The organism is Mycobacterium sp. NGS34 (assembly GCF_059812845.1).
In genome coordinates this window covers 92,851-115,062 of the sequence record NZ_JCALDM010000011.1, presented here as the reverse complement: position 1 = coordinate 115,062, position 22,212 = coordinate 92,851, and the positions used below count along the sequence as shown (strand labels likewise).

The 22,212-nt window shown below is 66.1% G+C and carries 16 protein-coding genes and 1 pseudogene; 5 read left to right on the top strand and 12 right to left on the bottom strand.

Features of this window, described 5'->3' with window-relative positions:
- Positions 1-7: 7 nt before the first annotated feature.
- Complete coding sequence (locus AC5Y7V_RS23650) at positions 8-1,003, top strand: PE family protein (RefSeq protein WP_499882462.1); 996 nt, start codon at positions 8-10, stop codon at positions 1,001-1,003.
- A 36-nt stretch (positions 1,004-1,039) separates the two neighbouring features.
- On the opposite strand, the gene AC5Y7V_RS23645 is transcribed toward AC5Y7V_RS23650, so the two are convergent.
- From AC5Y7V_RS23645 to AC5Y7V_RS23605, 9 genes and pseudogenes are all read right to left on the bottom strand, one after another.
- Positions 1,040-2,473: a nitrate/nitrite transporter gene (locus AC5Y7V_RS23645; protein WP_499882461.1), complete on the bottom strand. Its 1,434-nt coding sequence runs from the start codon at positions 2,471-2,473 to the stop codon at positions 1,040-1,042.
- Positions 2,474-2,585: 112 nt separating this feature from the next.
- Positions 2,586-3,329: a respiratory nitrate reductase subunit gamma gene (narI, locus tag AC5Y7V_RS23640; protein WP_499882460.1), complete on the bottom strand. Its 744-nt coding sequence runs from the start codon at positions 3,327-3,329 to the stop codon at positions 2,586-2,588.
- Entirely contained in the window at positions 3,326-3,997 is a 672-nt protein-coding gene (gene narJ / locus AC5Y7V_RS23635) for a nitrate reductase molybdenum cofactor assembly chaperone (RefSeq protein WP_499882459.1), read from the bottom strand. Before narJ ends, narI begins: the two co-directional genes overlap by 4 nt.
- Complete coding sequence (narH, locus tag AC5Y7V_RS23630; protein ID WP_499882458.1) at positions 3,994-5,583, bottom strand: nitrate reductase subunit beta; 1,590 nt, start codon at positions 5,581-5,583, stop codon at positions 3,994-3,996. The genes narJ and narH overlap by 4 nt, the downstream gene beginning before the upstream one ends.
- A 12-nt stretch (positions 5,584-5,595) precedes the next feature.
- Positions 5,596-9,261, bottom strand: coding sequence for a nitrate reductase subunit alpha (locus AC5Y7V_RS23625; RefSeq protein ID WP_499882457.1), 3,666 nt, complete (start codon positions 9,259-9,261; stop codon positions 5,596-5,598).
- Positions 9,262-9,627: 366 nt separating this feature from the next.
- Positions 9,628-10,596: a carbon-nitrogen hydrolase family protein gene (locus tag AC5Y7V_RS23620; RefSeq protein WP_499882456.1), complete on the bottom strand. Its 969-nt coding sequence runs from the start codon at positions 10,594-10,596 to the stop codon at positions 9,628-9,630.
- 73 nt (positions 10,597-10,669) lie between these two features.
- Positions 10,670-11,575 carry a TPM domain-containing protein gene (locus AC5Y7V_RS23615; RefSeq protein ID WP_499882455.1) on the bottom strand — a complete coding sequence of 302 codons (906 nt, stop codon included), beginning with the start codon at positions 11,573-11,575 and terminating at the stop codon, positions 10,670-10,672.
- A gap of 45 nt (positions 11,576-11,620) precedes the next feature.
- Positions 11,621-12,571: pseudogene (locus tag AC5Y7V_RS23610) on the bottom strand (lytic transglycosylase domain-containing protein); the annotation flags it as partial.
- A 143-nt stretch (positions 12,572-12,714) separates the two neighbouring features.
- Positions 12,715-13,791 carry an ABC transporter ATP-binding protein gene (locus AC5Y7V_RS23605; protein WP_499882454.1) on the bottom strand — a complete coding sequence of 359 codons (1,077 nt, stop codon included), beginning with the start codon at positions 13,789-13,791 and terminating at the stop codon, positions 12,715-12,717.
- A gap of 572 nt (positions 13,792-14,363) precedes the next feature.
- Between AC5Y7V_RS23605 and AC5Y7V_RS23600 the strand changes: the two genes are divergently transcribed.
- From AC5Y7V_RS23600 to AC5Y7V_RS23585, 4 genes are all read left to right on the top strand, one after another.
- Positions 14,364-15,017: a TetR/AcrR family transcriptional regulator gene (locus AC5Y7V_RS23600; protein WP_499882453.1), complete on the top strand. Its 654-nt coding sequence runs from the start codon at positions 14,364-14,366 to the stop codon at positions 15,015-15,017.
- A 61-nt stretch (positions 15,018-15,078) separates the two neighbouring features.
- Positions 15,079-16,230 carry an acetyl-CoA C-acetyltransferase gene (locus AC5Y7V_RS23595; protein ID WP_499882452.1) on the top strand — a complete coding sequence of 384 codons (1,152 nt, stop codon included), beginning with the start codon at positions 15,079-15,081 and terminating at the stop codon, positions 16,228-16,230.
- A 3-nt stretch (positions 16,231-16,233) separates the two neighbouring features.
- The gene (locus tag AC5Y7V_RS23590; RefSeq protein WP_499882451.1) at positions 16,234-17,412 is read left to right on the top strand and encodes an acyl-CoA dehydrogenase family protein; all 1,179 of its coding nucleotides are present in this window, start codon (positions 16,234-16,236) and stop codon (positions 17,410-17,412) included.
- A gap of 281 nt (positions 17,413-17,693) precedes the next feature.
- On the top strand, positions 17,694-18,347 hold the full coding sequence (locus tag AC5Y7V_RS23585; protein ID WP_499882450.1) for a TetR/AcrR family transcriptional regulator: 654 nt from the start codon (positions 17,694-17,696) through the stop codon (positions 18,345-18,347).
- On the opposite strand, the gene AC5Y7V_RS23580 is transcribed toward AC5Y7V_RS23585, so the two are convergent.
- The 3 genes from AC5Y7V_RS23580 to AC5Y7V_RS23570 are packed head-to-tail and all read right to left on the bottom strand — an operon-like array spanning position 18,344 to position 22,045.
- Entirely contained in the window at positions 18,344-19,636 is a 1,293-nt protein-coding gene (locus tag AC5Y7V_RS23580) for a phytoene desaturase family protein (protein WP_499882449.1), read from the bottom strand. The two genes, AC5Y7V_RS23585 and AC5Y7V_RS23580, sit on opposite strands and share 4 nt — an antisense overlap.
- Before the next feature lie 29 nt (positions 19,637-19,665).
- A complete protein-coding gene (locus AC5Y7V_RS23575; RefSeq protein ID WP_499882448.1) occupies positions 19,666-20,823 on the bottom strand; it encodes an acyl-CoA dehydrogenase family protein in 1,158 nt (385 codons plus the stop codon).
- A gap of 4 nt (positions 20,824-20,827) precedes the next feature.
- The gene (locus tag AC5Y7V_RS23570; protein ID WP_499882447.1) at positions 20,828-22,045 is read right to left on the bottom strand and encodes an enoyl-CoA hydratase-related protein; all 1,218 of its coding nucleotides are present in this window, start codon (positions 22,043-22,045) and stop codon (positions 20,828-20,830) included.
- Positions 22,046-22,212 lie beyond the last annotated feature (167 nt).

Sequence of the window (22,212 nt, the reverse complement as noted above, 5' to 3'; positions counted from 1 at the left end):
AGGAAACGTGTCGCTTCTGGTGGTGGCCCCGGAGTTGTTGACGTCGGCCGCCACGGATCTGGAGAGCATCGGCGCAGCGGTGAACGCGGCGCATCTGGCGGTCGCCGTCCCGACGACGGGGATGGCGGCGGCCGCTGCCGATGAGGTCTCGCAGGCGGTGGCGGCCCTATTCTCCGGCTACGGGCAGCAGTATCAGGCGCTCAGCGCCCGGGTCGTCGCGTTTCAACAGCAGTTCGTGCAGGCTCTTACCTCGGCGGCAGGCTCGTATGCGGGCGCGGAGGAGGCGAGCGCGTCGTTGCTGGGTGCGGTCAACGCTTCCGCCGAGGCGTTGTTGGGCCGCCCGTTGGTCGGCACCGGCAGTGCGGCCGGGACGGGCGTGGCCGACGCGGCGATCAGCGACCTGAACCAGCTCGTCCAGCGCGAATTCGGGATCTACAACTTCCGTGACTGGCGCGGTTGGGCCGCGTTTCTGCTGGATTACACGTGGGGCTTCGAGGGCACGGCGCTGGGCTACGGCGTGCAAGCGCTCAATGCGTTGACGCCGAACGCCGGCGGCTACGATTCCGCGTTCAGCGCGCTCGTGGGTTCCCACGTGTACCGCGGCGGCATCGGGCTGCCCGGCTTCGCCACCACGATGGGCAACGTCACCACCCACCTGGGGACCGGGCCGGGTGCCGATGACGTCATGGTCAACCACGAAGAGGTCCACGTCTGGCAGAGCAGGATCTTCGGCCCGCTCTTCCAAACCAGTTACGCCGCTTGGGCGGTCGGCGGCTACTTTGTGGGGACGGGTTACTGGTTGACCCACCCGAACCTGGACTGGTTCAGCCTGGTCGAGACGGCGTCGTACTACGACAACCCGTGGGAGGTATGGGCCTACGCCAACGACAACAACTGGCCGCCGCCGGGAGCGAACCCGGCGCTGCTGTGGCCGGCCTGGACTGATCCGGTGCTGCTCTCGCCGATCTGGATGGACCCGATCAGGCCGTTCTTGCCGACGTGACGCCTCGAATCCCGTTGATTCCCAACGGCGCCGGTATCACGCCGCCGGAGCGAGCGCTTCGGCGGCCACCGCGGCCTTCGCCGCGCGCCGCGTAGCGGGCGTGCGCACGTAGGCGAACCACGTGATCACCGCGCACAACACGTAGAAGCCCAGGAAGACCCAGAACGCCGTCGTCGCGGATTTCGCCGGTGACAGGTAGGACGCCCGCAGCACGACATTGATGCCGACGCCGCCGAGCGCGCCGATGGCGCCGGCGATCCCGATCAGCGCGCCCGACATCCGGCGCGACCAGTCGGCCTTCTCGGCCGGGTCGAGGCCGTCGTTGCTCTGCGCCTTGGCGTCGAAGATCGACGGGATCATCTTGTATACCGAGCCGTTTCCGATTCCGGACAGGATGAACAGCGCGACGAACCCGACGACGTAGGCGAGCAGTACGCCGCCGGACGGGGCGCGATGTTTGGCGTCGGCCATCCCACCGAACGCCACCAGCCAGCCGGCGGCCGCGATCATCGTGGCGAACGTGTACAGCGTGACCTTGCTTCCGCCGACGCGGTCGGACAGCCATCCGCCGACCGGCCGCACGATCGAGCCCAGCAGCGGCCCGATGAACGCGATCTGCGCGGCGTGTAGCGCCGCGTGCGCCGTCATCGCCGGGGTCACCTTTGCGCCGTGACTCAGGTTGGCCAGGAAGCTGATTTGCAAGACCTGGCCGAACGCGAACGAGAAGCCGATGAACGATCCGAACGTGCCGATGTAGAGCACGGCGATCAGCCACGAGTCGCGGTATGCCATCACGTCGATCATCGAGCGGCCGTTGGTGCGCTGGTTGGTCAGATTGTCCATAAACAGCGCGGCGCCGACCGCGGCGACCGACAACAGCACCAAATACACCGCGCACACCAAGTGCGGGGAACGGTTACCAGCGGTCGCGATTACCAGCAGCCCGACGACCTGGATCATCGCGACGCCGATGTTTCCGCCACCGGCGTTCAGGCCCAACGCCCAGCCCTTGAGGCGCTGCGGATAGAAGGCATTGATGTTGGTCATCGACGACGCGAAGTTGCCCCCGCCCAACCCCGCGACGGCCGCCACGACCATGAACGTCGTGTACGACGTGCCGGGGTGGGCCATGAAGTACAGCGTCAATACCGTTGGGATCACGAGCACCATCGCGGAGAACACGGTCCAGTTTCGGCCGCCGAACGTTGCGGTCGCGAACGTGTAGGGCAGGCGCAGGATCGCTCCGACCAGCGTGGGCATCGCGACCAGAAAGAACTTTCCGGCGGCGTCGATGTGGTACACGTTCTGCGGCATGAAAAGGACCATCACCGACCAGATCGACCAGACCGAGAACCCGACGTGCTCGGCGAAGATGGACCAGATCAGGTTGCGGCGCGCGATCTTCGCCCCGCCGTTGTTCCACGCGTCGACGTCTTCGGCGTCCCAATGATCAATGGTGTGTTGGCGCATGCGTGAACGGTACGAAAATGTTGTTGCGGCAAGGCTTGCCCGCGATGACCTGCTTGCTACAAGCCGCTCACAAACCGGCCCTGAAGCGCTGTGAGTTAGATGCCGGATCGCGTCATACCCAGCGGCTACGCGCGGGCGGGGCTTCGGGCGCGGCCCACGCTCTCGCGTAGCGGTTGGCGGACGCCTTTTGCGGGTCCCGGCTGCGATAAACCAGGTATGGGCGCGTCAGGTAGCCGATGGGGGCGCTGAACATGTGCACCAGCCGCGTATAAGGCCAGATGCCAAGCAGCGCAACGACAATCAGCACATGAAGCTGAAAGGTCCACGGCGCGCCGGCCATCAATTCCATCGCCGGATGCAGCGAAAACAGGCTGCGGAACCACGGTGACACCGTGTCGCGGTAGTTGTAGGCGGCGAACACGTTGGTCAGCGTGTTGAGCATCCCGGTCGCCAGCGCCCCCACCAGCAGCAGGTACATCAGCTTGTCGCTGCGGGTCGTCGCCTTGCGCACCGCGGGCACCGTGACGCGCCGGTACAGCAGGATTCCCGTTCCCGTGACGACCGCGAAGCCCGCGAGCGAGCCCATCGTGACGGCCATCACGTGGTAGAAGAACTCCGAGACCCCGACCGCCGACGTCCACGATTCGGGGATGAGCAGGCCGACGACGTGACCGCCGACCACGCCGAGCAGGCCGAAGTGAAACAGCGGGCTCCCCATTCGCAGCAGCCGGCTCTCGTAGCTCTGCGAAGACCGTGTGGTCCAACCGAACTGATCGGTGCGGTAACGCCAGACGTGCCCGAGCAGAAACGACGTGAACGCGACATACGGAACGGTCATCCACAACACGGTGTTCATCGCCGGCCGCCCGAGAGCATCGGGTCCATCGCGAACGGTTCCAACCCGACCTCTTCCTCGGGGGGACCCTCCGCGGCCAGCTCGGCGATGCGGCGCCGATCCGCGGTGCTGATCGGCGGCAGCGTCGCAAGGACCGCCGCCAGCACCGGGGCGTACGCGGAGCCGGTGTCCGCCAAGGACAGTCGCAGCAGTTCGAGCACCGGGACGTGCTCGCCGAGCAGCCGTTCGCCCTGCAGCTGATCGATCGTGGCGGCGAATTCGAGGACCAGCGGCAGGAAGTCGGGAAGCTCGCCGTCGCCGAGCCGCAGACCCGCCTGGCGGTAGGCGTGCTTGAACCGCAGCAGCGCCATGCCTCGCTTGCGGGTGTCGCCGTACGCGTAGTACGTCAGGTGCAGGCTGGCGCGCCGGCGCATGTCGAAGGTTTCGACGTACCGCGCGGCGAGCTGCATCGGGTGGCCGCCGCGCAGCTCGTGCAGAACGTGCAGCAGCGGCTCGCCCACCGAGTCGGGCAATTCTGCTGCGGCCGTGATGAGTTGGTCGGTCATCGCGAGCATGGTTTCGCTCGGGTAGTCCAGCAGCAGGGCGGCGATGCGCCACACCAGGCGCCGGTCGCGCTCGGACAGGCCCGCCGGGTTGGCCGGCCTGCGGGTGAGGGTCAGCATCTTCACTTTGTCGGCACCAACCCGTCGGTGCTGCGGCCGTCCCAGTTGAGCAGGTTGACCGGCTTGCCGCCGTTGCCGTTGCTGCCGTTGCCGTTGCCGTTGGTGAGATGGAACTTCTCGGCCATCGCGTCGAACGCTGTCATGCCGGGCCCGCCGTCGCCGTCGAGGCTGCACCCGGTCGCGAGCGCATCGAGGCGGTGCGCATCGGATCCCGCGCCGTTGGGAATCACGTAGCGGTCGGCATATTTGGCAATGGCCAGCAGCCGGTACATCGCTTCGATCTCTTCGCCCTTCAGCCGCACCGACTCCGGGATCGAGTCGTCGAATTCCTCGCCCAGGTTCGCCGCCCGCATGTACGAGCGCATCGCCGCAAGCCGTTGCAGCGCAGCGCGAACCGGCCCGACGTCGCCGGCGGTGAACAGCTCGGCCAGATACTCGATCGGGATGCGCAGAGCGTCGATGGCGCCGAACAGGTTGTTGCGGTTCTCGCCGTCGTGGCCGGTCTCGGCGAGTACGTCGACCACCGGGGACAGCGGCGGGACATACCAGACCATCGGCATCGTGCGGTACTCCGGATGCAATGGCAGCGCCACCTGATAGTCGACGATCAGGCGATAGACCGGCGAATTCTGGGCGGCCTGGATCCATTCACCGGAGATGCCGGCGCGCTCGGCCTCGGCGACGACCCGGGGATCGTGCGGGTTGAGGAACACGCCGAGTTGCGCGGGATAGAGGTCCTTTTCGTCGGGCACCGACGCCGCGGCGGCCACCGCGTCGGCGTCGTAGAGCAGCACCCCGATGTAGCGCAACCGGCCGACGCAGGTCTCCGAGCACACGGTCGGAATGCCCACCTCGACCCGCGGGTAGCAGAACGTGCACTTCTCGGCCTTGCCGGTCTTGTGGTTGAAGTAGATCTTCTTGTAGGGGCAGCCGGTGACGCATTGCCGCCATCCGCGGCAGCGGTCCTGATCGACCAGCACGATGCCGTCCTCGCTGCGCTTGTAGATCGCGCCGGACGGGCAGGACGCGGCGCACGAGGGGTTCAGGCAGTGTTCGCAGATGCGCGGCAGGTAGAACATGAAGGTCTGCTCGAACTCGAGCTTCACCTTGTCGGACACCTTGGCCAGCAGCGGATCCCGGCCGATCTGCTCCGGTCCCCCGCCCAGGTCGTCATCCCAGTTCGCGCCCCAGGTCACCTTGGTGTCCTGGCCGGTGATCAGTGACTTGGGACGGGCCACCGGCGTGGTGTCCATCGCCGGCGCGGACAGCAGGTTCTCGTAGTCGTAGGTCCACGGGTCGTAGTAGTCCGACACGGTCGGCAGGTCGGGGTTGGCGAAGATGTTGAGCAGGCGCTTCAACCGCGAGCCCGACTTGAGCGTCAGCCTGCCGCGCTTGTTGAGCGTCCAGCCGCCCTTCCACTTCTCTTGGTCCTGGTACTGGCGCGGATATCCCTGTCCGGGGCGGGTTTCGACGTTGTTGAACCAGACGTACTCGACGCCGCCGCGGTTGGTCCAGGCCTGCTTGCAGGTGACGCTGCAGGTGTGACATCCGATGCATTTGTCGAGGTTCATCACCATCGCGAGCTGAGCCATGACTCTCATGTGTCAGTACTCCACTTCCTGCGAGCGCCGCCTGATCGTGGTGACCTCGTCGCGCTGGTTTCCGGTGGGACCGTGGTAGTTCAGCGCGAAGGACTGCTGGGCGTAGCCCCCGATCAGGTGTGACGGCTTGATCATGATCCGGGTGAGGGCGTTGTGGATGCCGCCGCGCTTGCCGGTCTTCTCGGTGCGCGGCACGTCGACCGCCTTGTCCTGCGCGTGGTACATGAACACCAGGCCCTCGGGCATCCGGTGGCTGACGATCGCGCGCGCGTTCACCACCCCGTTGCGGTTGGTGCATTCGATCCAGTCGTTGTCCTGGACGCCGATCTTCGCCGCGTCCACGTCGGATATCCAAATCGCCTGCCCGCCACGGGAAAGCGTGAGCATGTGCAGGTTGTCCTGGTAGGCCGAGTGGATGGACCACTTGGAGTGCGGCGTCAGGTACCGCACGGTGATCCCGCCGCTCGTGTCGCCGACCGCCGGCTCGTCGAACAGCGCCGTCATGTCCAGCGGTGGCCGGAAGATCGGCAACTGCTCCCCCAGCTCGCCCATCCAGTCGTGATCGAGGTAGAAGTGCTGCCGGCCCGTCAGCGTGTGCCACGGCTTGAGCCGCTCGGTGTTGATGGTGAACGGCGAGTACCGTCGCCCCCCGGTCTCCGAACCGGACCACTCCGGCGAGGTGTTCACCGGCACCGGACGGGACTGCGTGTCGGCGAAGGTGATTCGCCGTCCCTCGTTCTCCTTCGCGAGGTCGGCGAGCTCGATGCCGGTGCGCCGCTGCAGCGCCTCGAAGCCCTCGACCGCGAGCCGCCCATTCGTGGTGCCGGACAGCGCGAGGATGGCCTCGGCGGCGTGGATGTCCTTGGCCAGCGACGGCCGCCCGACGGCCATGCCGCTCACCACCGTGCCGTTGACGCCGCGCAGGTATTCGACCTCCGCGTCAGGGTGCGTCGTCACGCCCTTGGTGGTCAGGCCGACGGTTTCCACCATCGGCCCCAGCGCCGCCATCTTCTCCGCGACCGCCGAGTAGTCGCGTTCGACCATGACCAGGCGTGGCATCGTCTTGCCCGGAATGGGTTCGCATTCGCCGGCTTTCCAGTCCAGCACGCGCCCACCCGGCTGGGCGGTGGCGTCGGCGCTGTCGTGCTGCAGCGGCATCGCCACGATGTCTTTGCGCTTGCCGAGGTGCTTGTCGGCCAGCCAGGAGAACCCGCGCGCGATTCGGTGGAATGCCTCGAAGTCCGTCTTGGTCTCCCACGGCGGTGAGATCGCCGGCGAGAAGGCGTGCACGAACGGGTGCATGTCAGTGCTGGACAGGTCGTGCTTTTCGTACCAGGTCGCCGCGGGCAACACGATGTCGGAGAACAGCGTGGTGCTGGTGTTGCGAAAGTCCAGCGACAGCAACAGGTCCAGCTTGCCGATCGGTGCCTCGTCGCGCCAGCGGACCTCTTGCGGGCGTACGGCGTCCTCGTCACGGGCGGCGACGCTGGAGTCGGTGCCGAGCAGGTGTTTGAGGAAGTACTCGTTGCCCTTGGCCGACGAGCCGAGCAGGTTCGACCGCCACACCGTCAGGCAGCGTGGGAAATTCTCCGGCGCGTCCGGGTCCTCGCAGGCGAATTGGAGGTGGCCGGACCTCAGCCCGTCTACGACGTGCGTCGCCGCGTCCTTGCCCAGGCGTTCGGCCTCGTCTGCCAGATCCAGCGGGTTGCGGTTGAACGTCGGATAGCTGGGCATCCAGCCCAGCCGGCTCGCCAGCGCGATGTTGTCGGCCGCCGTCCGGCCCGCGAACCGGCCCTCGGCCGTCGGGGACGCCATCACCTCGGAGGTGAACCGGTCGTAGCGCCACTGATCGGTCGACAGGTACCAGAAGACCGTCCCCTGCATCTGTCGGGCCGGCCGCTGCCAATCCAGCCCGAAAGCCAGTGTGGACCAACCCGTGACCGGTCGGCACTTCTCCTGCCCGACGTAGTGCGCCCAGCCGCCGCCGTTGACACCCTGGCAACCGGTCAGCATCACCAGCGTGAGGAATGAACGATAGATCTGATCGGAGTGGAACCAGTGATTGGTCCCGGCTCCCATCAAGATCATCGACCGGCCACCCGAACGCTCCGCGTTGTCGGCGAATTCGCGCGCGATCCGTTCGGCGGCCTTGGCCGACACCCCGGTGATCGGCTCCTGCCAGGCCGGGGTGTACGGCTGGCTCGCGTCGCCGTAGTGCATGGGCCACTCACCGGGCAGGCCGTCGCGGTACACGCCGTATTGCGCGAGCAACAGGTCAAACACGGTCGTAACCCGCTGCCCGGCAATGGTCTTCGTCGGCACACCGCGGGTCAGCACGCCCGGGCGGGTGCTGTCGAACCGGGGCAGCGTCACGGCGGCCGCATCGCTGTCGGCGCCGTGCAGCGTCAGCAGCGGGTCGACGGCGCGCAGGTCGAGGTTCCAGTTGCCCTCGCCCGATGCGGTGAACCGATGCCCGAGCGAGCCGTTCGGCACCACCGGGTTGGCCTGTGCGTCGAGTAGCACGGTTTTGGACGAGGCGCCTTCGCTCGTGTCGCCGAGGTCGGCTGCCGTGAGGAACTTTCCGGGCAGCCAGGCGCCGTCGCGCTCGGTCAGCGTGACCAGGAAAGGCAGATCGGTGTACTTCTTCACGTAGTCGGAGAAGTAGGGGGTGGTCCGGTCGACGAAGAATTCCTTGAGGATCACGTGGCCCATCGACATCGCCAGCGCGGCGTCGGTTCCGGGCCGTGCCGGCAGCCATTCGTCGGCGAACTTGGTGTTGTCCGCGTAGTCGGGCGAGACCACGATCACCTTTTGGCCGCGATAGCGCGCCTCGGTCATGTAGTGCGCGTCGGGCGTCCGGGTGACCGGGACGTTGGAGCCCCACATGATCAGGTAGCCGGCGTCGAACCAGTCGGCCGATTCGGGGACGTCGGTCTGGTCGCCGAACACCTGCGGCGAGGCCACCGGAAGGTCGGCGTACCAGTCGTAGAACGACAGCATCGACCCGCCGATCAGCGAAATGAACCGTGCTCCAACGGCATGGCTGACCATCGACATCGCCGGTATCGGCGAGAAGCCGGCCACCCGGTCGGGGCCGTACTTCTTGATCGTGTGCACGTGCGCCGCGGCCGCGATCTCCGCGGCCTCCCACCACTCGGCCCGGACAAACCCGCCCTTGCCGCGGGCGGCCTTGTAGCGGGCGGCCTTTTCCGGATCGTCCACGATGTCGGCCCACGCCAGCACGGGGTCGTTGAGTCGCGCCTTGGCTTCGCGGTAGTACTCCAGCAGCACGCCGCGCACGTACGGGTAGCGCACGCGGGCAGGCGAATACGTGTACCACGAAAACGAGGCACCGCGCGGGCAGCCGCGCGGCTCGTATTCGGGCTTGTCGGCGCCGACCGAGGGGTAGTCGGTCTGCTGGGACTCCCAGGTGATGACGCCGTCCTTGACGTAGATCTTCCACGAGCACGAGCCGGTGCAGTTCACGCCGTGCGTCGAGCGCACGACCTTGTCGTGCGCCCAGCGATCCCGGTAGAAGTCGTCCGCCGACCGGCCACCAACCTTGTGTAGCGCGCGGTGATCCGCCGAGATCTCGCCCCGGTGAAAGTATTTGCTGAATCCGAGCAAGGCGTCGGCGGCGGTCTGGCGATTCGCGTTGAGATCGACCATGGCGCCTCCTCTCGAATGGGGCCTATCGCGCGGTCATTTACCGAGCGTAGGGGAGGTTTTTGACCGCTCAAAAGATCGCACCGACGCCCTGGGACGGTTGTGCGCTCGGGTTAACACCGCGGTCATATTCGGCGACGTGAGCCGCGTCGCGATGTTGCCCACGACGAGGAAAACACGCTGCTGGATGGCCCAATCGGCGGAAACCGCTACCGCAGCGAGCCGCCGCGGCGACATAATCCCGGGCTCACAATTTTCGTGCCGTTAACACGCGAATCGCGCGTCCCATCATGCAACCAAGAAATGTTCACCGGCTGCTGGCGCTGACCCGTGACACGTCCGGCGCGGACATAAATGTTCAAGCGAGGGTTAGCCGTGAACTGCGCTGTCGGCACATCGGCCCGCATCGGATTCGCGGGCGACGTGACGGCGGTAAAAGCGCCTACCGTGCAGCCGCTGGTAATGCCATGCGGAGGACGGGAGGAGTCCGCGCCGATGCAGCCAAAAGCCTTCCGGCGGTTGCGCTTTCGGTGCGCAACGGCCCACGTCGATATCAGCGACGACGACGCCCTCACCCTGGTGTTTGTCACGGCTGGCGAGTACCACGCCGTCGCCGCCGACAATCATGGTTCCACCCTCGAAGCGACCGCTGTAATCGATTGGCAGCCAAGGCATCCGGCATCGCAGTGCGCCGGCGTGTGCGGCGTGCAGCACTGGCGCGCCGACGTAGCCGGCGAAGGACTCGGCTGCTCGCCGGGCGGTTGCGGAGTTGCGGGTTTCCATCCAGCGGAAGACGGCCGACGGGTGCCAGTCCGGAACCGACCACCAGCCCGATCCCGTCATCGCCAGGTCAATGCGCCCGCGGAGCCGGTGCACCGTCTGCGTGCGCATGAGCTCCCAGCACATGGCGACGCCCACCGTGAGCGCGCCGGCCGGGATCACGCCGTCGTCGCGGCCGCCGATGTAGAACGAGTTCTCCCACATGGTGGGCAGGTCCTTGTCGTGCCGACCCACCACGCCCTCCGCCGTCACCAGCAGGTAGGCGTTGCGCACGTGCCCGTCGGTGTCCCTGGCCAAGAACGACCCGCCGATCATGGCGCCGTGGCGTCGGGCCAGGCTCAGCAACAGGTCGGTGGCCTGGCCGTTTGGCGGTAGCGCGGCATCGGCGAGTTCCGGCAGAAAGCCGATGCCGGTGGTGAAGAACTCCGGCAGGGCGATCACTGTTGCGCCGGCGGCTGCGGCTTCATCGACCAGGCGCTCGACCGCGGCGAGGTTGGCGCCGACGTCGGCGAGGACGGCGTCCAACTGGACGGCTGCCGCGCGCAGAGTCATGTCCATATGTCGATGCTCACCCGACGGGCGGTATCTCGGCAAGGACAAGGCCACGACAATATCGGCCAGGTCTCACCGATCATCGCGCGGACGTAGTCCCTCGACGTCGTGGCGTGCGGTGTGCTGCTTGGACGTCGGCGTTGGCCAGGGTTTGCGCCTGAGCGGCGAGCGTCGACGCCCGGTTGGCGTAGGCAATCGCGTCGGGTTCGTTCGTTGCTTCGTTGCCGTGCGCTGCTTCCAGATGCTGTCTCGCCTCTTCGAACCGGCGCTGGGCCTCGATACCGATGCTCTGGCGATGCCGGGCCACATAATCGGAGATTTGACGCAATCTGTCGTCCGCGGTGGACAACGCGTGTGCCGGCGAGCGCGCTTCGAGGCTCACCTGACCGCCGCCACGCGCGGCGCGCCGCCGCCGACGACGACGCCGATAGAGCACGAAAACGACCACCAGCAGCACGACGACCGCGACGACGACGGCGATCGCGATCGCGATGGGCACCCAGCTGCGCTTCGGCGAGGTGGCCGGGCTTGCCGATTTGTCCAGCCCGTCGGCCGCGGCGACCGCGGCGATGCTCCACTCCTTGGCATTGACCGCCGGATCAATTTGGTTGCTGCGCAGCGCGTTTAGGTCCGCCACCGGCAGACCCGGCACGTCGAACAGGTAGAGCTTGGTGTTCGTGGCCACGGCCAGCAGCGCGTCGTGGTCGCCCATGCCGGTGGCGCTGCGGGTCTGGTTCGCCCAGTTGTCGGCCCTGATCCTGGAGAAGTTGTCGACGTAGACCACCCACAGCTGGATGTGCCGGTCGCGGTAGAGCCGGTCGATGGCCGAGCTGACCGCCGCGCGGCCCGAGTCGCTCAGCGCCCCGGTGTTGTCGGTGATGTGGTCGGTGAGCTTGGACGGCGGTTGGGCGGCGGCGGGCGCTGCCCACAGCAGCCCCGCTGTGAGGATCGTCAGGAGCACATTGAAGAGGCGAACAGCGCGCATAGGGGTAATCTATGCCGTCGATTCATGGTCAGGCGACGGACCTCACGAGCCAATGCAGATCACTGTGCAACTGGGAAGCTGATCGCCGGTCCCCGGCCGATTGAGGTCGACCAGCGGCGTCTGTGCCAGCGGATCAGTGGATTGCAAACCGTGCACGTTGAGCGGCAGCCCCGGACCCAGCCCCTCCGGGTTCTCCAGATGCAAGTCGCCGAGTGGCGGCGCTGGGCCGGTCAGCGACGGCAGGTCCACCGGAACCACGCCGGTGGCATACGCCGCGGCCCAGCCAAGCACATTCTGGGCATACGACATCGAGTTGTTGTAGCGCAGGATCGCCGCCAACACCTGGGACGGCTCTCGCAAGTTCAGGCCACCGCTACACAGATAGCGAGCGGCCGCCAGCGTCGAGTCGTACAGGTTCTGTGGATCGGCCACCCCGTCGCCGTCGCCGTCGGAGGCGTACCGCGCCCAGGTAGCGGGTAGGAACTGCATCGGACCCACTGCGCGCGCGTAGCTGACGCGACCAACCAGATCGGTTTCCGCGATGATCTCGTTCCCAGGCAGCGTGCCGTCCAGGGCGGGGCCGTAAATCGGTTGGACGACCGTGCCACGGCCGTCCGTCGCACCGCCGTTGGCGTGTCCAGATTCGATGCGCCCGATGCCGGCCAATAGACTCCAGCCGATCCCGCAGCCGGGATCGGAGCGGGCCATCATTTGCTCGGCGTTACGGTAGGCGGCCAGCGCCATCGACGGAATACCCAAGGCGCCAGGCGAATTCACAACGGCGGTCGGCGGGGGAACCGACACCGTCGCCTCCGCAACATGGAACGCGCTGGGCTGACCCACCATTGCGATCACCTGCGGCCCCGATGAATCACCGGAGGCGCGTGCCACCGCGGCCACCGCAGTGATCATCACACCGCGCGGTGCCGGGGTAGGCATGGGCAATCGAGGATTCGTGGCGCTCACGGCGCTCGCGAATACCATCGGAACGATGATGGCGACACCAAATGCCCGGCCTCGCGCCCCGTGGATTTCCCTGTGGCGTCCCGTCGCACGGCCGAGGCGGTCCACGAACCGACCGAGCAGCGCGGCGAACGACTTGTTTAGCACGCGGGATCCTTAGTCAGACCTCGGCGCCACTACCGATAGTCAGCCAGGATGCTTTCGGTGGGCGCCTCGTCGGCGCGGTGGCGTCCGTCGCCGTTCTCGTCGGCGAGCTCGAGTTCCGGATACTGGCGGGCGCCTTCCAGGTCGTCGAGGATGGCCGCCTGGGCCTTGGTGGGCAGCGTGTGCAACATCTCGCGGACCCGGGCCTGACGCCGCGCGATGCCCTTGCGCTCGGGCATGCCCGGCGTCGCGGTGATCTGCGGGGGCACCCCCTCGATCTCGTCGACTCCACCGTCACGGTGCCCGGCTTCCAGGTGAGCCTGTTCCTCGGCGATGGTGGCCTCGTCCTTTTCCTCGGACATGCCGATCGGCCCGATGCGCCGGCCGTTGAGGAACTGCCGCACGACGGGCTCGTCGCTGGTCAGCAGCACTTCGCGCGGCCCGAACATGACCAGCTTGCGCCGGAACAACATGCCCATGTTGTCCGGCACGGTCCGGGCGATGTTGATGTTGTGCGTGACGATCAGGATGGTCGCGTCGGTCTGGGCGTTGATGTCGAGGATCAGCTGGCTCAGATACGCGGTGCGAACCGGGTCCAGACCGGAGTCGGGCTCGTCGCACAGGATGATCTGCGGGTCGAGAACCAACGAGCGGGCCAGGCCGGCGCGCTTGCGCATACCACCGGAGATCTCGCCGGGCATCTTCTTCTCGTCGCCGCCGAGGCCCACCAGGGTCAGCTTCTCCATGACGATGTCACGGATCTCGCTTTCGCTCTTCTTGGTGTGCTCGCGCAGCGGGAACGCGGTGTTGTCGAAGATGTTCATCGAACCGAACAGCGCGCCGTCCTGGAACATGACGCCGAACAGCGTGCGGATCTCGTAGAGCTGCATCGCCGAGCACTTGAGGATGTCGGTGCCGTCGATCATGATCGAGCCGCGCTCCGGGCGCAGCAGACCGATGAGGGATTTCAGGAACACCGATTTGCCGGTACCCGACGGTCCCAGGAGGACGCTGACCTCCCCCGGCGGGATGTCCAACGTGACGTCTTCCCAGATCCGCTGGGATCCGAAGGACTTGGTAAGACCCTCAACCTTGATAGCCGTACCCATGCGAATTCCTCCCGTTAAGGCGCACCTACGCCGTTGACGTCCGTGTGACATTTGCTGACCGGAAAGGCGACGAGAATCGTGGAGCCATGCGCAGCTAACGGTGCCGTCGCAGACTCCGCGGTCGCGGCCCGGGCCTGCGCCGCGTTCCACACGCACAGGCCGAACACCAGTAGAAGGATGGCGCGCAGGACGGTTCTTCTTCGGGCTCTCATCCTGCACTCCAAGACATGCGTCACCCGCGCGCCAGACCCGGCGACTGATACGCCCGTCGCCCAAGTCCGCCCTGCGGCCCATCCAACGTGATATTCATGACCCCCCCGGGTCGAGCGACGCAGATCGGCGCGGCTCGATGTGATCGCCGACACTACCCACTTTTTAACTAAGATTCAATACCTGGCTTCGATCGACGAGCCGATGCACCTCGTTGCAGATTGGCTGACGGGTCGACCGTTGAAACGGACGTGGCCGCCACTCCGACGCCCCCTCTTGCACTGAAATCGGGCCGCGGACCGCCCCTACGATATCCTTTAACGGTGCCTATAAAATCTGCCGAGGCGTCCAAAAGCGGAGCTATGACCGATAGCGAATCCAAATCCGCCCGCACCCGAGCCCGCATCCTAGATGCGGCAGCGCACGTCCTGAGCGCGAAAGGGTTTGCCGGGACGAGGCTCTCGGATGTCGCCGAACACGCCGAGATACAGGCACCGGCGATCTACTACTACTTCGCGTCCCGCGAAGAGCTCATCGAAGAGGTCATGTACTGCGGCGTCGCCGAACTGCGCAAACACGTACAGGAGGCCCTCAACGATCTGCCGCCGGAAACCTCGCCGCTGGATCGGATCATGACCGCGGTGGAAGCCCACCTGCGGCACGAGCTCGAGATCTCCGACTACGCCACCGCCTCGATCCGCAACTCCGGACAGATCCCACAGCACCTGCGCACCCGACAGCTCAAAGAGGAAACCAGCTATGGACGGGTGTGGCGCCGACTATTCGAGAATGCGATGGCCGACGGGGAGATCAGGGCCGACCTTGACCCCCGCTACGCGCAGCTGTTGGTCCTCGGAGCGCTGAACTGGGCGGCCGAGTGGCGCGACCCACGCCGCGACTCCGTCGACGGCATCGTCTCCAACGCCCAATCCCTGGTCCGCAACGGCCTGTCCGCGCGTCCCGAATCCCGCTCCCGCGGCACCAGGAAGGCGCGCACAGCGGCTACCAAACGCTGACACCGGGCCTCCACCTCGGAGCGGGTGGCTGAGATTTTTGATTCTGTGTTAAATTCTTCCGGTGACTGAAGCTTATATTGTTGATGCGGTTCGCACGGCGGTCGGCAAGCGCGGCGGTGGATTCGCCCAGGAGCACCCGGCCGACATGGCCGCCAGTGTCATTCGGACCGTCGTCAATCGACACGACCTGGATCCCGAAGCCATCGACGACGTGATCCTCGGTTGCCTGGACAACATCGGTTCGCAGGCGGGGGATATCGCGCGCACGGCGGCGCTGGCGGCCGGCCTGCCCGAATCGGTTCCCGGCGTGACTATCGATCGACAGTGCGGATCGGCGCAACAGGCAGTACATTTCGCCGCGCAAGCGGTGATGAGCGGCACTTCCGACCTGATCGTCGCGGGCGGAGTGCAAAAGATGAGCCAGTACCCGATTTTGAGTGCGTTCGCCGCGGGCGAGCCGTTTGGGGCCGGCGATCCGTGGACTGGATGCCGCGGCTGGGAGGCCCGGTACGGCACCCAGGAGATCTCCCAATTCCGCGGGGCGGAGATGATCGCCAGCCAGTGGAACCTCACCCGGCAGGACAATGAGAACTTCGCGCTGAGCAGCCACCAACGCGCTCTGGCCGCAATCGCCGAAGGCCGATTCGAGCGGGAAATCATCGCTCACGCGGATGTCACCGTGGACGAGGGGCCGCGACCGGACACCTCGTTGGAAAAGATGGCCAAGCTGCCCACCCTGGTCGAGGGTGGGGTATTGACCGCGGCCGTGGCAAGCCAAATCTCCGACGGCGCCGCGGCGCTGCTGATCGCATCACAGGACGCGGTCGACCGATTCGGGCTGACACCCCGCGCGCGCATCCATCACATGTCGGTGCGCGGCGCCGATCCGGTAATGATGCTGACCGCCCCTATCCCGGCCACCCGGCACGCACTCAAGCGAACCGGGTTGACGATCGACGACATCGACCTGGTGGAAATCAATGAGGCATTCGCGCCCGTAGTGCTCGCCTGGCAGGCGGAGCTCGAAGCCGACCCCGCGCTCGTCAACGTCAACGGCGGGGCAATAGCCCTGGGACACCCAATCGGGTGCACCGGTGCGCGCTTGATGACCTCGCTGCTACACGAACTGGAACGCACCGGCGGCCGTTACGGCCTGCAGACCATGTGCGAGGGCGGCGGACAGGCCAACGTCACGATCATCGAGAGGCTCTGACCGGTGCGCCGGGCGCTCTATGGCCCCGACCACGAGGCATACCGCGACACGGTTCGCGAGTTCCTGGCTCGCGAAGTTGTTCCGCACCAACAAGAGTGGGATCACAACCACCGGATCGACCGTGAAGTGTTCGCCCACGCCGCCAAGGCCGGAATCTACGCACTCGAAATCGACGAGCGCTACGGCGGTGCCGGCGAACACGACTACCGCTACCGGATGGTGGTCTGCGAGGAGATCGCCAAAGTCAACGCGCTGTCGTTCGGCCTGACCGTCAGCCTGCAGGACGACCTGGTGCTGCACTACCTCCTGGATCTCACCAACGAGGAGCAGAAACAGCGATGGCTTCCCGGCATCGCCTCCGGCCAACTGATCGGTGCCCTCGCGATGACCGAACCGGGAGCCGGCAGCGATCTCAGGGGGATCCGCACCAGCGCTCGCCGCGACGGCGACAGGTGGATCCTCAACGGCCAGAAGACGTTCATTTCCAGTGGCCTGATGGCCGACCTCGTCGTCGTCGCCGCACGCACCGACCAGGAGGGCGGCTCACGCGGGTTCAGCTTATTCGTGGTGGAACGCGACACACCGGGATTCCGGCGCGGGCGCCAGCTCGACAAGATCGGGCTGCCCGGGCAAGACACGGCCGAATTGTTCTTCGATGACGCAGCGGTTGCGGCCGAGAACCTCTTGGGAGAAGAAGGCCGCGGCCTGCAGTATCTGATGAGCCACCTGCCGCGCGAGAGACTTGGTGTCACCGCTCAGGCGATCGCGACCACGCGCGCGATCTTCGGCCAGACGGTCGAGTACTGCCAGCAGCGCAACGCATTCGGCCAGCCGTTGACCGCGCTGCAACACATCCGTTTCGAACTCGCCGAGATGGCCACCGAGCTCGATGTCACCGAGGCATACGTCGACAAATCGGTTGAGGCTTTCAACGCAGGCGAACTCTCCCCCGTCGATGCCGCGAAGGGCAAGTGGTACGTCAGCGAGCTGCAGCGCCGGCTCCTGGATCGCTGCCTGCAACTTCACGGCGGCTACGGATATATGGTCGAATACCCGGTCGCCCGAGCGTATCTCGACACCCGCGCCCAAACGATCTACGGCGGCACGACAGAGATCATGAAGGAGCTCATCGGCCGGGAGATTGCCGCTTCGAACCTGACTTCTGCTCGCAATGAATATTGATTCTCGACTTTAATTTAATATACATTAGCTATGGGCGCTGCGAGCCCAAGACTTGCCGTGGCGGGGTGTGTCCATCCCCCGCCCCGGCATTCTTTATCGGGCTGGTCGCCGCAGTGCCCTGGTCATCAGCGAGCTAATTAATCTGTGATAAAAATTCCCACTGCTGGCCCGCTCCACACGGGTTTGCGCTGCGCCAGTGCGCGCGGTCCCACATCGAATGTTGAATAGAAATTTCGTCGCCATAAGGCGGCGTCGTCGGCTTCACTGGCTAGAATCATTCAATGACCAGGCGGACCGATGTGGCTGCTGTGACGGGTCCGGCTTCCACGGAAACCGCCGAGCCGAAATCGGCACAGACACGGCGGCGGATCCTCGACGCAGCCGCCCATGTGCTGAGCGTCAAGGGCTATGCGGGATTGCGCCTCAATGACGTCGCGGCACACGCTGAACTGCAGGCACCGGCGATCTATTACTACTATCCGTCGCGAGATGACCTCATTGAGGAGGTGATGTGGGCCGGCATCGCCGACATGCGAGAGCATGTCATCGCCGTGCTCGACGGCTTGCCCTCCGAGGTCTCGGCGCTGGATCGCCTGCTCGCCGCCGTCGAGGCGCATCTACGACACGAGCTCGCGATATCCGACTACACGACCGCGGCCATCCGCAATGCGGGTCAAGTGCCGCCGAGGATCCGAGAGCGACAAATCCTCGAGGAGCAGCGCTACGGCGAAGTGTGGCGACGGCTGATCAACGACATGGCGCGCTCGGGCCAGCTGCGCACCGACCTCGACCTGTACCTGGCGCAGATGTTGGTCTTGGGCGCTTTGAATTGGGCAGTCGAGTGGTGGGACCCCCGACGCGGTCCCCTGGAAACCGTGGTGGCCAACGCTCAGTCGTTCGTGCGGTACGGATTGGCGGAGCCCACGACCGGTTAGCCCGCGAGGATTTTTTCCACCACTAGCGCCGCCGTCTCCGCGCACGCCGTGGTGCCCCCGTTGGCGTATTCCTTGACCGCGTCACCGACGTTCCAGAGACCCGCGAAGGGCGTGTCGTGCGGCAGATCGAAGCCCGCCACCGCGCGTTGGGGCGGCCAGTCGTCGCGAGTGACCGCAACGCTCAATATCCGTGCCTGCTCATCGAATCCGTCGATGTTGTCGCGCAGATCCTCGAGCAGTAGCTCGGTTTCGACGGCATCGTCGAAGTCCCCGATGGACGGCTTGGGCACCGACGTCCCGACGTAGAGGTGCCAACCCGGGGGCGCCATCTCCGGGCAGGTATCGGTGAAATTCGCGATGTAGGCGAGGCGTCGCGATGTCGCGAAGCTCAGCATGCCGGGAACATCCACGAGGCGGTCGCGGCTCGCGAAGTTCACCGAGATCATCGCGGTCGGGCGGTCGCCCTTTTTGACCAGATCCTGGTAGTCGGCGGGCACATTTTCCTCGCCGAGCAGCTTGACGGTGGCGGCAGGACCGACATCGCTGACCACCACCGGTGTTGTGACACCGACCTTTTCGCCGGCACGGCTCACCTCTATGCCGGTGACCCTGCCGCCGTCCGAGACGATCCTGGTGGCCGCCGTGGATAGCCACACCTCACCGCCGTGCGATTCGACGACGCCGGCCAGACCACGCCACAGCCCGATGGTGCCTTCGGGGTGAAAGCCGAACCGCTTGAACGCGCTCTTGCGGGTGAAGTAGGTGAGGAACACCCGCGCTGGAAGGTCCTCGGAGCCGACGGCGAAGATGGATGCGCACATGTTGCGGAAAATGCCGTGCACGCGTTCGTTTTTGGTGTAGCGAGAAACCCACTCGGCGGTGCTGATCTGGTCCTCGGGGAGCCCGGAGTCGCTTCGGGCGGCACCGATCCCGGCGACGAGTTTGGCGCCCTGGCGGGTCAGCTTGCTCAGCAGGAAACCCCACCCACCGCCCGTCACGTCGACGTTCTTGCCGCCAATCCGGTACAGCAGCGCGGGTTTCGGTTCGCGGATTTCGAACGGAGCGCCCACCTCGTCACACGTCTGCTGCGTGATACCGCCGACTTCGATCACGATGGCGCCGGTGTTGACTTTGAAGCCGTCGATGTCGTCCGTGGACGCGCGCCCACCGACCTTGTCGAGTCGCTCCACCACAAGCGTGCGATATCCGTTGGTGGCCAGCCGGGCGGCCGTGAAGAGGCCGCCGGCGCCGGCGCCGATGACAACTGCGTCGAATTGCGTTCCTGGCATGGACGTTTCCCTTTCAAACGGGTCGGGGCCTAGTAGGAGCGGGGCAGTCCCAGCGAGGTTTGGGCGATGAAGTTCAGCACCATTTCCCGACTCACCGGCGCGGTGCGCATCAGCCGGGTGACGAACCACAGTTCCGCCAGCCCGTACTCGTGGGACAGGCCGTTGCCGCCGTGCGTCTGAATGGCCTGGTCGAGAGCCTTCAACGCCGCTTCGGAGGCGGCGAGCTTGGCGATGTTGGCGGCCTCGCCCGCCGGCTCACCCGCGTCGAAGAGCTCGGCGCTGCGCGCGGTTGCCATCCGCCCCAGCTCGATCGCGACGTGGCATTCGGCCAGTGGGTGGGCGATGCCCTGATGCGCGCCGATGGGTGTCGACCACACGTGCCGCTGCGTCGCGTAGTCCACGGCTTTGCCGATCGCATAGCGCCCGATCCCGCTGGACAGCGCCCCGACCAGGATCCGTTCCGGGTTTAACCCGTCGAAGACCTGCCGCAGGCCGTTGCCGGCGACCCCGATGAGCGCGTCCTCGCCGACCGCGACGTCATCGAGGTACACGGTGAACTGCTTGTCCGGCGACACGATCGACGTGTCAATGGGCGCAAAGGTCAATCCTGGACTGGCGGTCGGGACGGCGAACAGGGAGAGCCGGCTGCGCTCCGCGGTCGAATGCTCGGCGTCGCGGGTCACCAGCAGTATCGCGTCGGCCTGGTCCACGGCGGAGATGTAGTACTTGGAACCGGAGATCGTCCACCCGGTGTCGGTGCGCCGCGCGGTGGTTTTGACGTTGTGGCTGTTGGATCCGGCGTCGGGTTCGGTCAAGCCGAATGCCATCTTCTTGCTCCCGTCCGCGATCGACGGAAGCCATCGACGCTTCATTTCTTCCGACGCGTGACGCGCCAGGATGCTGCCGCAAATAGCCGGCGAAATGACCCAGATCAGCAACGGCATCCCATGCGCGGCAAGCTCTTCCACGACGACGACCGCTTCTCCCATCCCTCCCCCGCCGCCTCCGAAGTCCTCGGGGAGGTGCAGGCCGAGCAGACCGGCGGCGCCGAGGTCCTGCCACAACTCGTCGATCCCGCCGCCCGAGCGCCCCCGCTCCAGGAAGTACTCGGACCCGTATCGCTTGGCGATGCCCGCGACGCTTTCGCGGATCGCCTTGTGCTCGGGAGAATCGTTGATCAGTCCCATGTCCTTACCTTCCGGTGAAGCGGGGCACGCGCTTGGATTTGAACGCCGAAAGCGCTTCTGCTGCGTCGGCGGTGTCGCCAGTGGCCTTCAGCGCCTCGGTTTCCGACTGCAGTTGGGTTGCGAGGTCGCTGTGCCATGAATCGCGCAGCAGAGCGCGCATGCGGGCGAACGCGCGGGTTGGCCCGCGCGCCAGGTCGGTGGCCAGCGCCAGCGCCCGCGGCCTCAGCTCTTCGGCGGGCACGATCTCGTTGATCATCCCCAACTCCAAGGCCTCGGTTGCCTCGATGGGCCTGTTCCGCAGGTACGCCTCGGCGGCCCGGCGCGCACCGACGAGCCGCGGTAGGTGCCAGGTGCCGCCGCCGTCGCCCGAAAGGCCCAGCGCGGCAAACGCCGTGACGAACTTGGTGCCCTCGGCCGCCAGCACCAGGTCGGCCGCGTAGACGAAGCCCAGCCCGCCGCCGGCGACGGCACCGTGGGCGGCAGTCACGATCGGCGCGTCGATCCCGTCGAGCACGCGAAACGCTTCATGAAATGGCGTGACCATGCCCTGCAACACCTCGCCCAATGGCGTGGAGTCGTCGGACAGGAAAGAATCGATGTCGCCGCCGACGGACAAGGACGGCCCGTCACCGCAGATGAGGACGGCGCGCACGGACCGATCGTCCGCGATCCGGCGGGCCACGACGAGCGACTCCGCAGCCATCCGGGGGTCAATCGCGTTGCGGGCGTCGGGCCGGCTCAGGCAGACGGTCGCCACACCGTCGACCACGGCGTAGTCGATCGTTTCCAACCGGCCCTGCTCATCGAGCGCTTCGATCCATGCCGCGCTGTCGGTCAGCTGATCCAGCGACGTGAGGCGGCCGTCGTCGGCGAAGCCGATCACATGGTGGAACGCCGCGTCGAGCTTCCTGCCGGACCGGCGGGCTGCGCCGCGATAGCGGCCGACGACGAGCAAGCGGCCGTCGTCGAGGGCGTGGAATTCGTCGGGATAGGCCTGGACGTCATAGTGGCGCCCGAGCTCCCACCACACCTCGCGCCGCATCGCGTCCGGCCCGACGTGCTCGCCGCCCACGCCGAGCGGCAGACCCGTCGTGGCATGGCCGACGAAATCGGGATGTAGCAGCTTTCCGAGTGTTTCCCGGTCGCCGGCGGCTAACGCGCGGTAAAGGTCTCGAACGGCGGCGACCTGCGCGTCGCGGGTCGCTGAGTCGACGTCGACCACAGCACGCCCCTCTCATCCGATGACCGACACAACTGAGCAGGTATTTAATTTTGATTCGATAAAGATCTCAGCAGCTGAAAACCAGTCCTGTTGACAGGCTAGCATATTTTTCTACTGTGCGTTAAATTCACGTGAGCATCGCAACGACGATCTGACGGCCGGAGGAA

Excerpts from the sequence above, each read along its gene's own strand:
- AC5Y7V_RS23645 (WP_499882461.1), bottom strand. The coding sequence starts at position 2,473 with ATGCGCCAACACACCATTGATCATTGGGACGCCGAAGACGTCGACGCG.
- narI (WP_499882460.1), bottom strand. The coding sequence starts at position 3,329 with ATGAACACCGTGTTGTGGATGACCGTTCCGTATGTCGCGTTCACGTCG.
- narH (WP_499882458.1), bottom strand. The coding sequence starts at position 5,583 with ATGGCTCAGCTCGCGATGGTGATGAACCTCGACAAATGCATCGGATGT.
- AC5Y7V_RS23625 (WP_499882457.1), bottom strand. The coding sequence starts at position 9,261 with ATGGTCGATCTCAACGCGAATCGCCAGACCGCCGCCGACGCCTTGCTC.
- AC5Y7V_RS23620 (WP_499882456.1), bottom strand. The coding sequence starts at position 10,596 with ATGGACATGACTCTGCGCGCGGCAGCCGTCCAGTTGGACGCCGTCCTC.
- AC5Y7V_RS23615 (WP_499882455.1), bottom strand. The coding sequence starts at position 11,575 with ATGCGCGCTGTTCGCCTCTTCAATGTGCTCCTGACGATCCTCACAGCG.
- AC5Y7V_RS23605 (WP_499882454.1), bottom strand. The coding sequence starts at position 13,791 with ATGGGTACGGCTATCAAGGTTGAGGGTCTTACCAAGTCCTTCGGATCC.
- AC5Y7V_RS23600 (WP_499882453.1), top strand. The coding sequence starts at position 14,364 with ATGACCGATAGCGAATCCAAATCCGCCCGCACCCGAGCCCGCATCCTA.
- AC5Y7V_RS23585 (WP_499882450.1), top strand. The coding sequence starts at position 17,694 with ATGACCAGGCGGACCGATGTGGCTGCTGTGACGGGTCCGGCTTCCACG.
- AC5Y7V_RS23580 (WP_499882449.1), bottom strand. The coding sequence starts at position 19,636 with ATGCCAGGAACGCAATTCGACGCAGTTGTCATCGGCGCCGGCGCCGGC.
- AC5Y7V_RS23575 (WP_499882448.1), bottom strand. The coding sequence starts at position 20,823 with ATGGGACTGATCAACGATTCTCCCGAGCACAAGGCGATCCGCGAAAGC.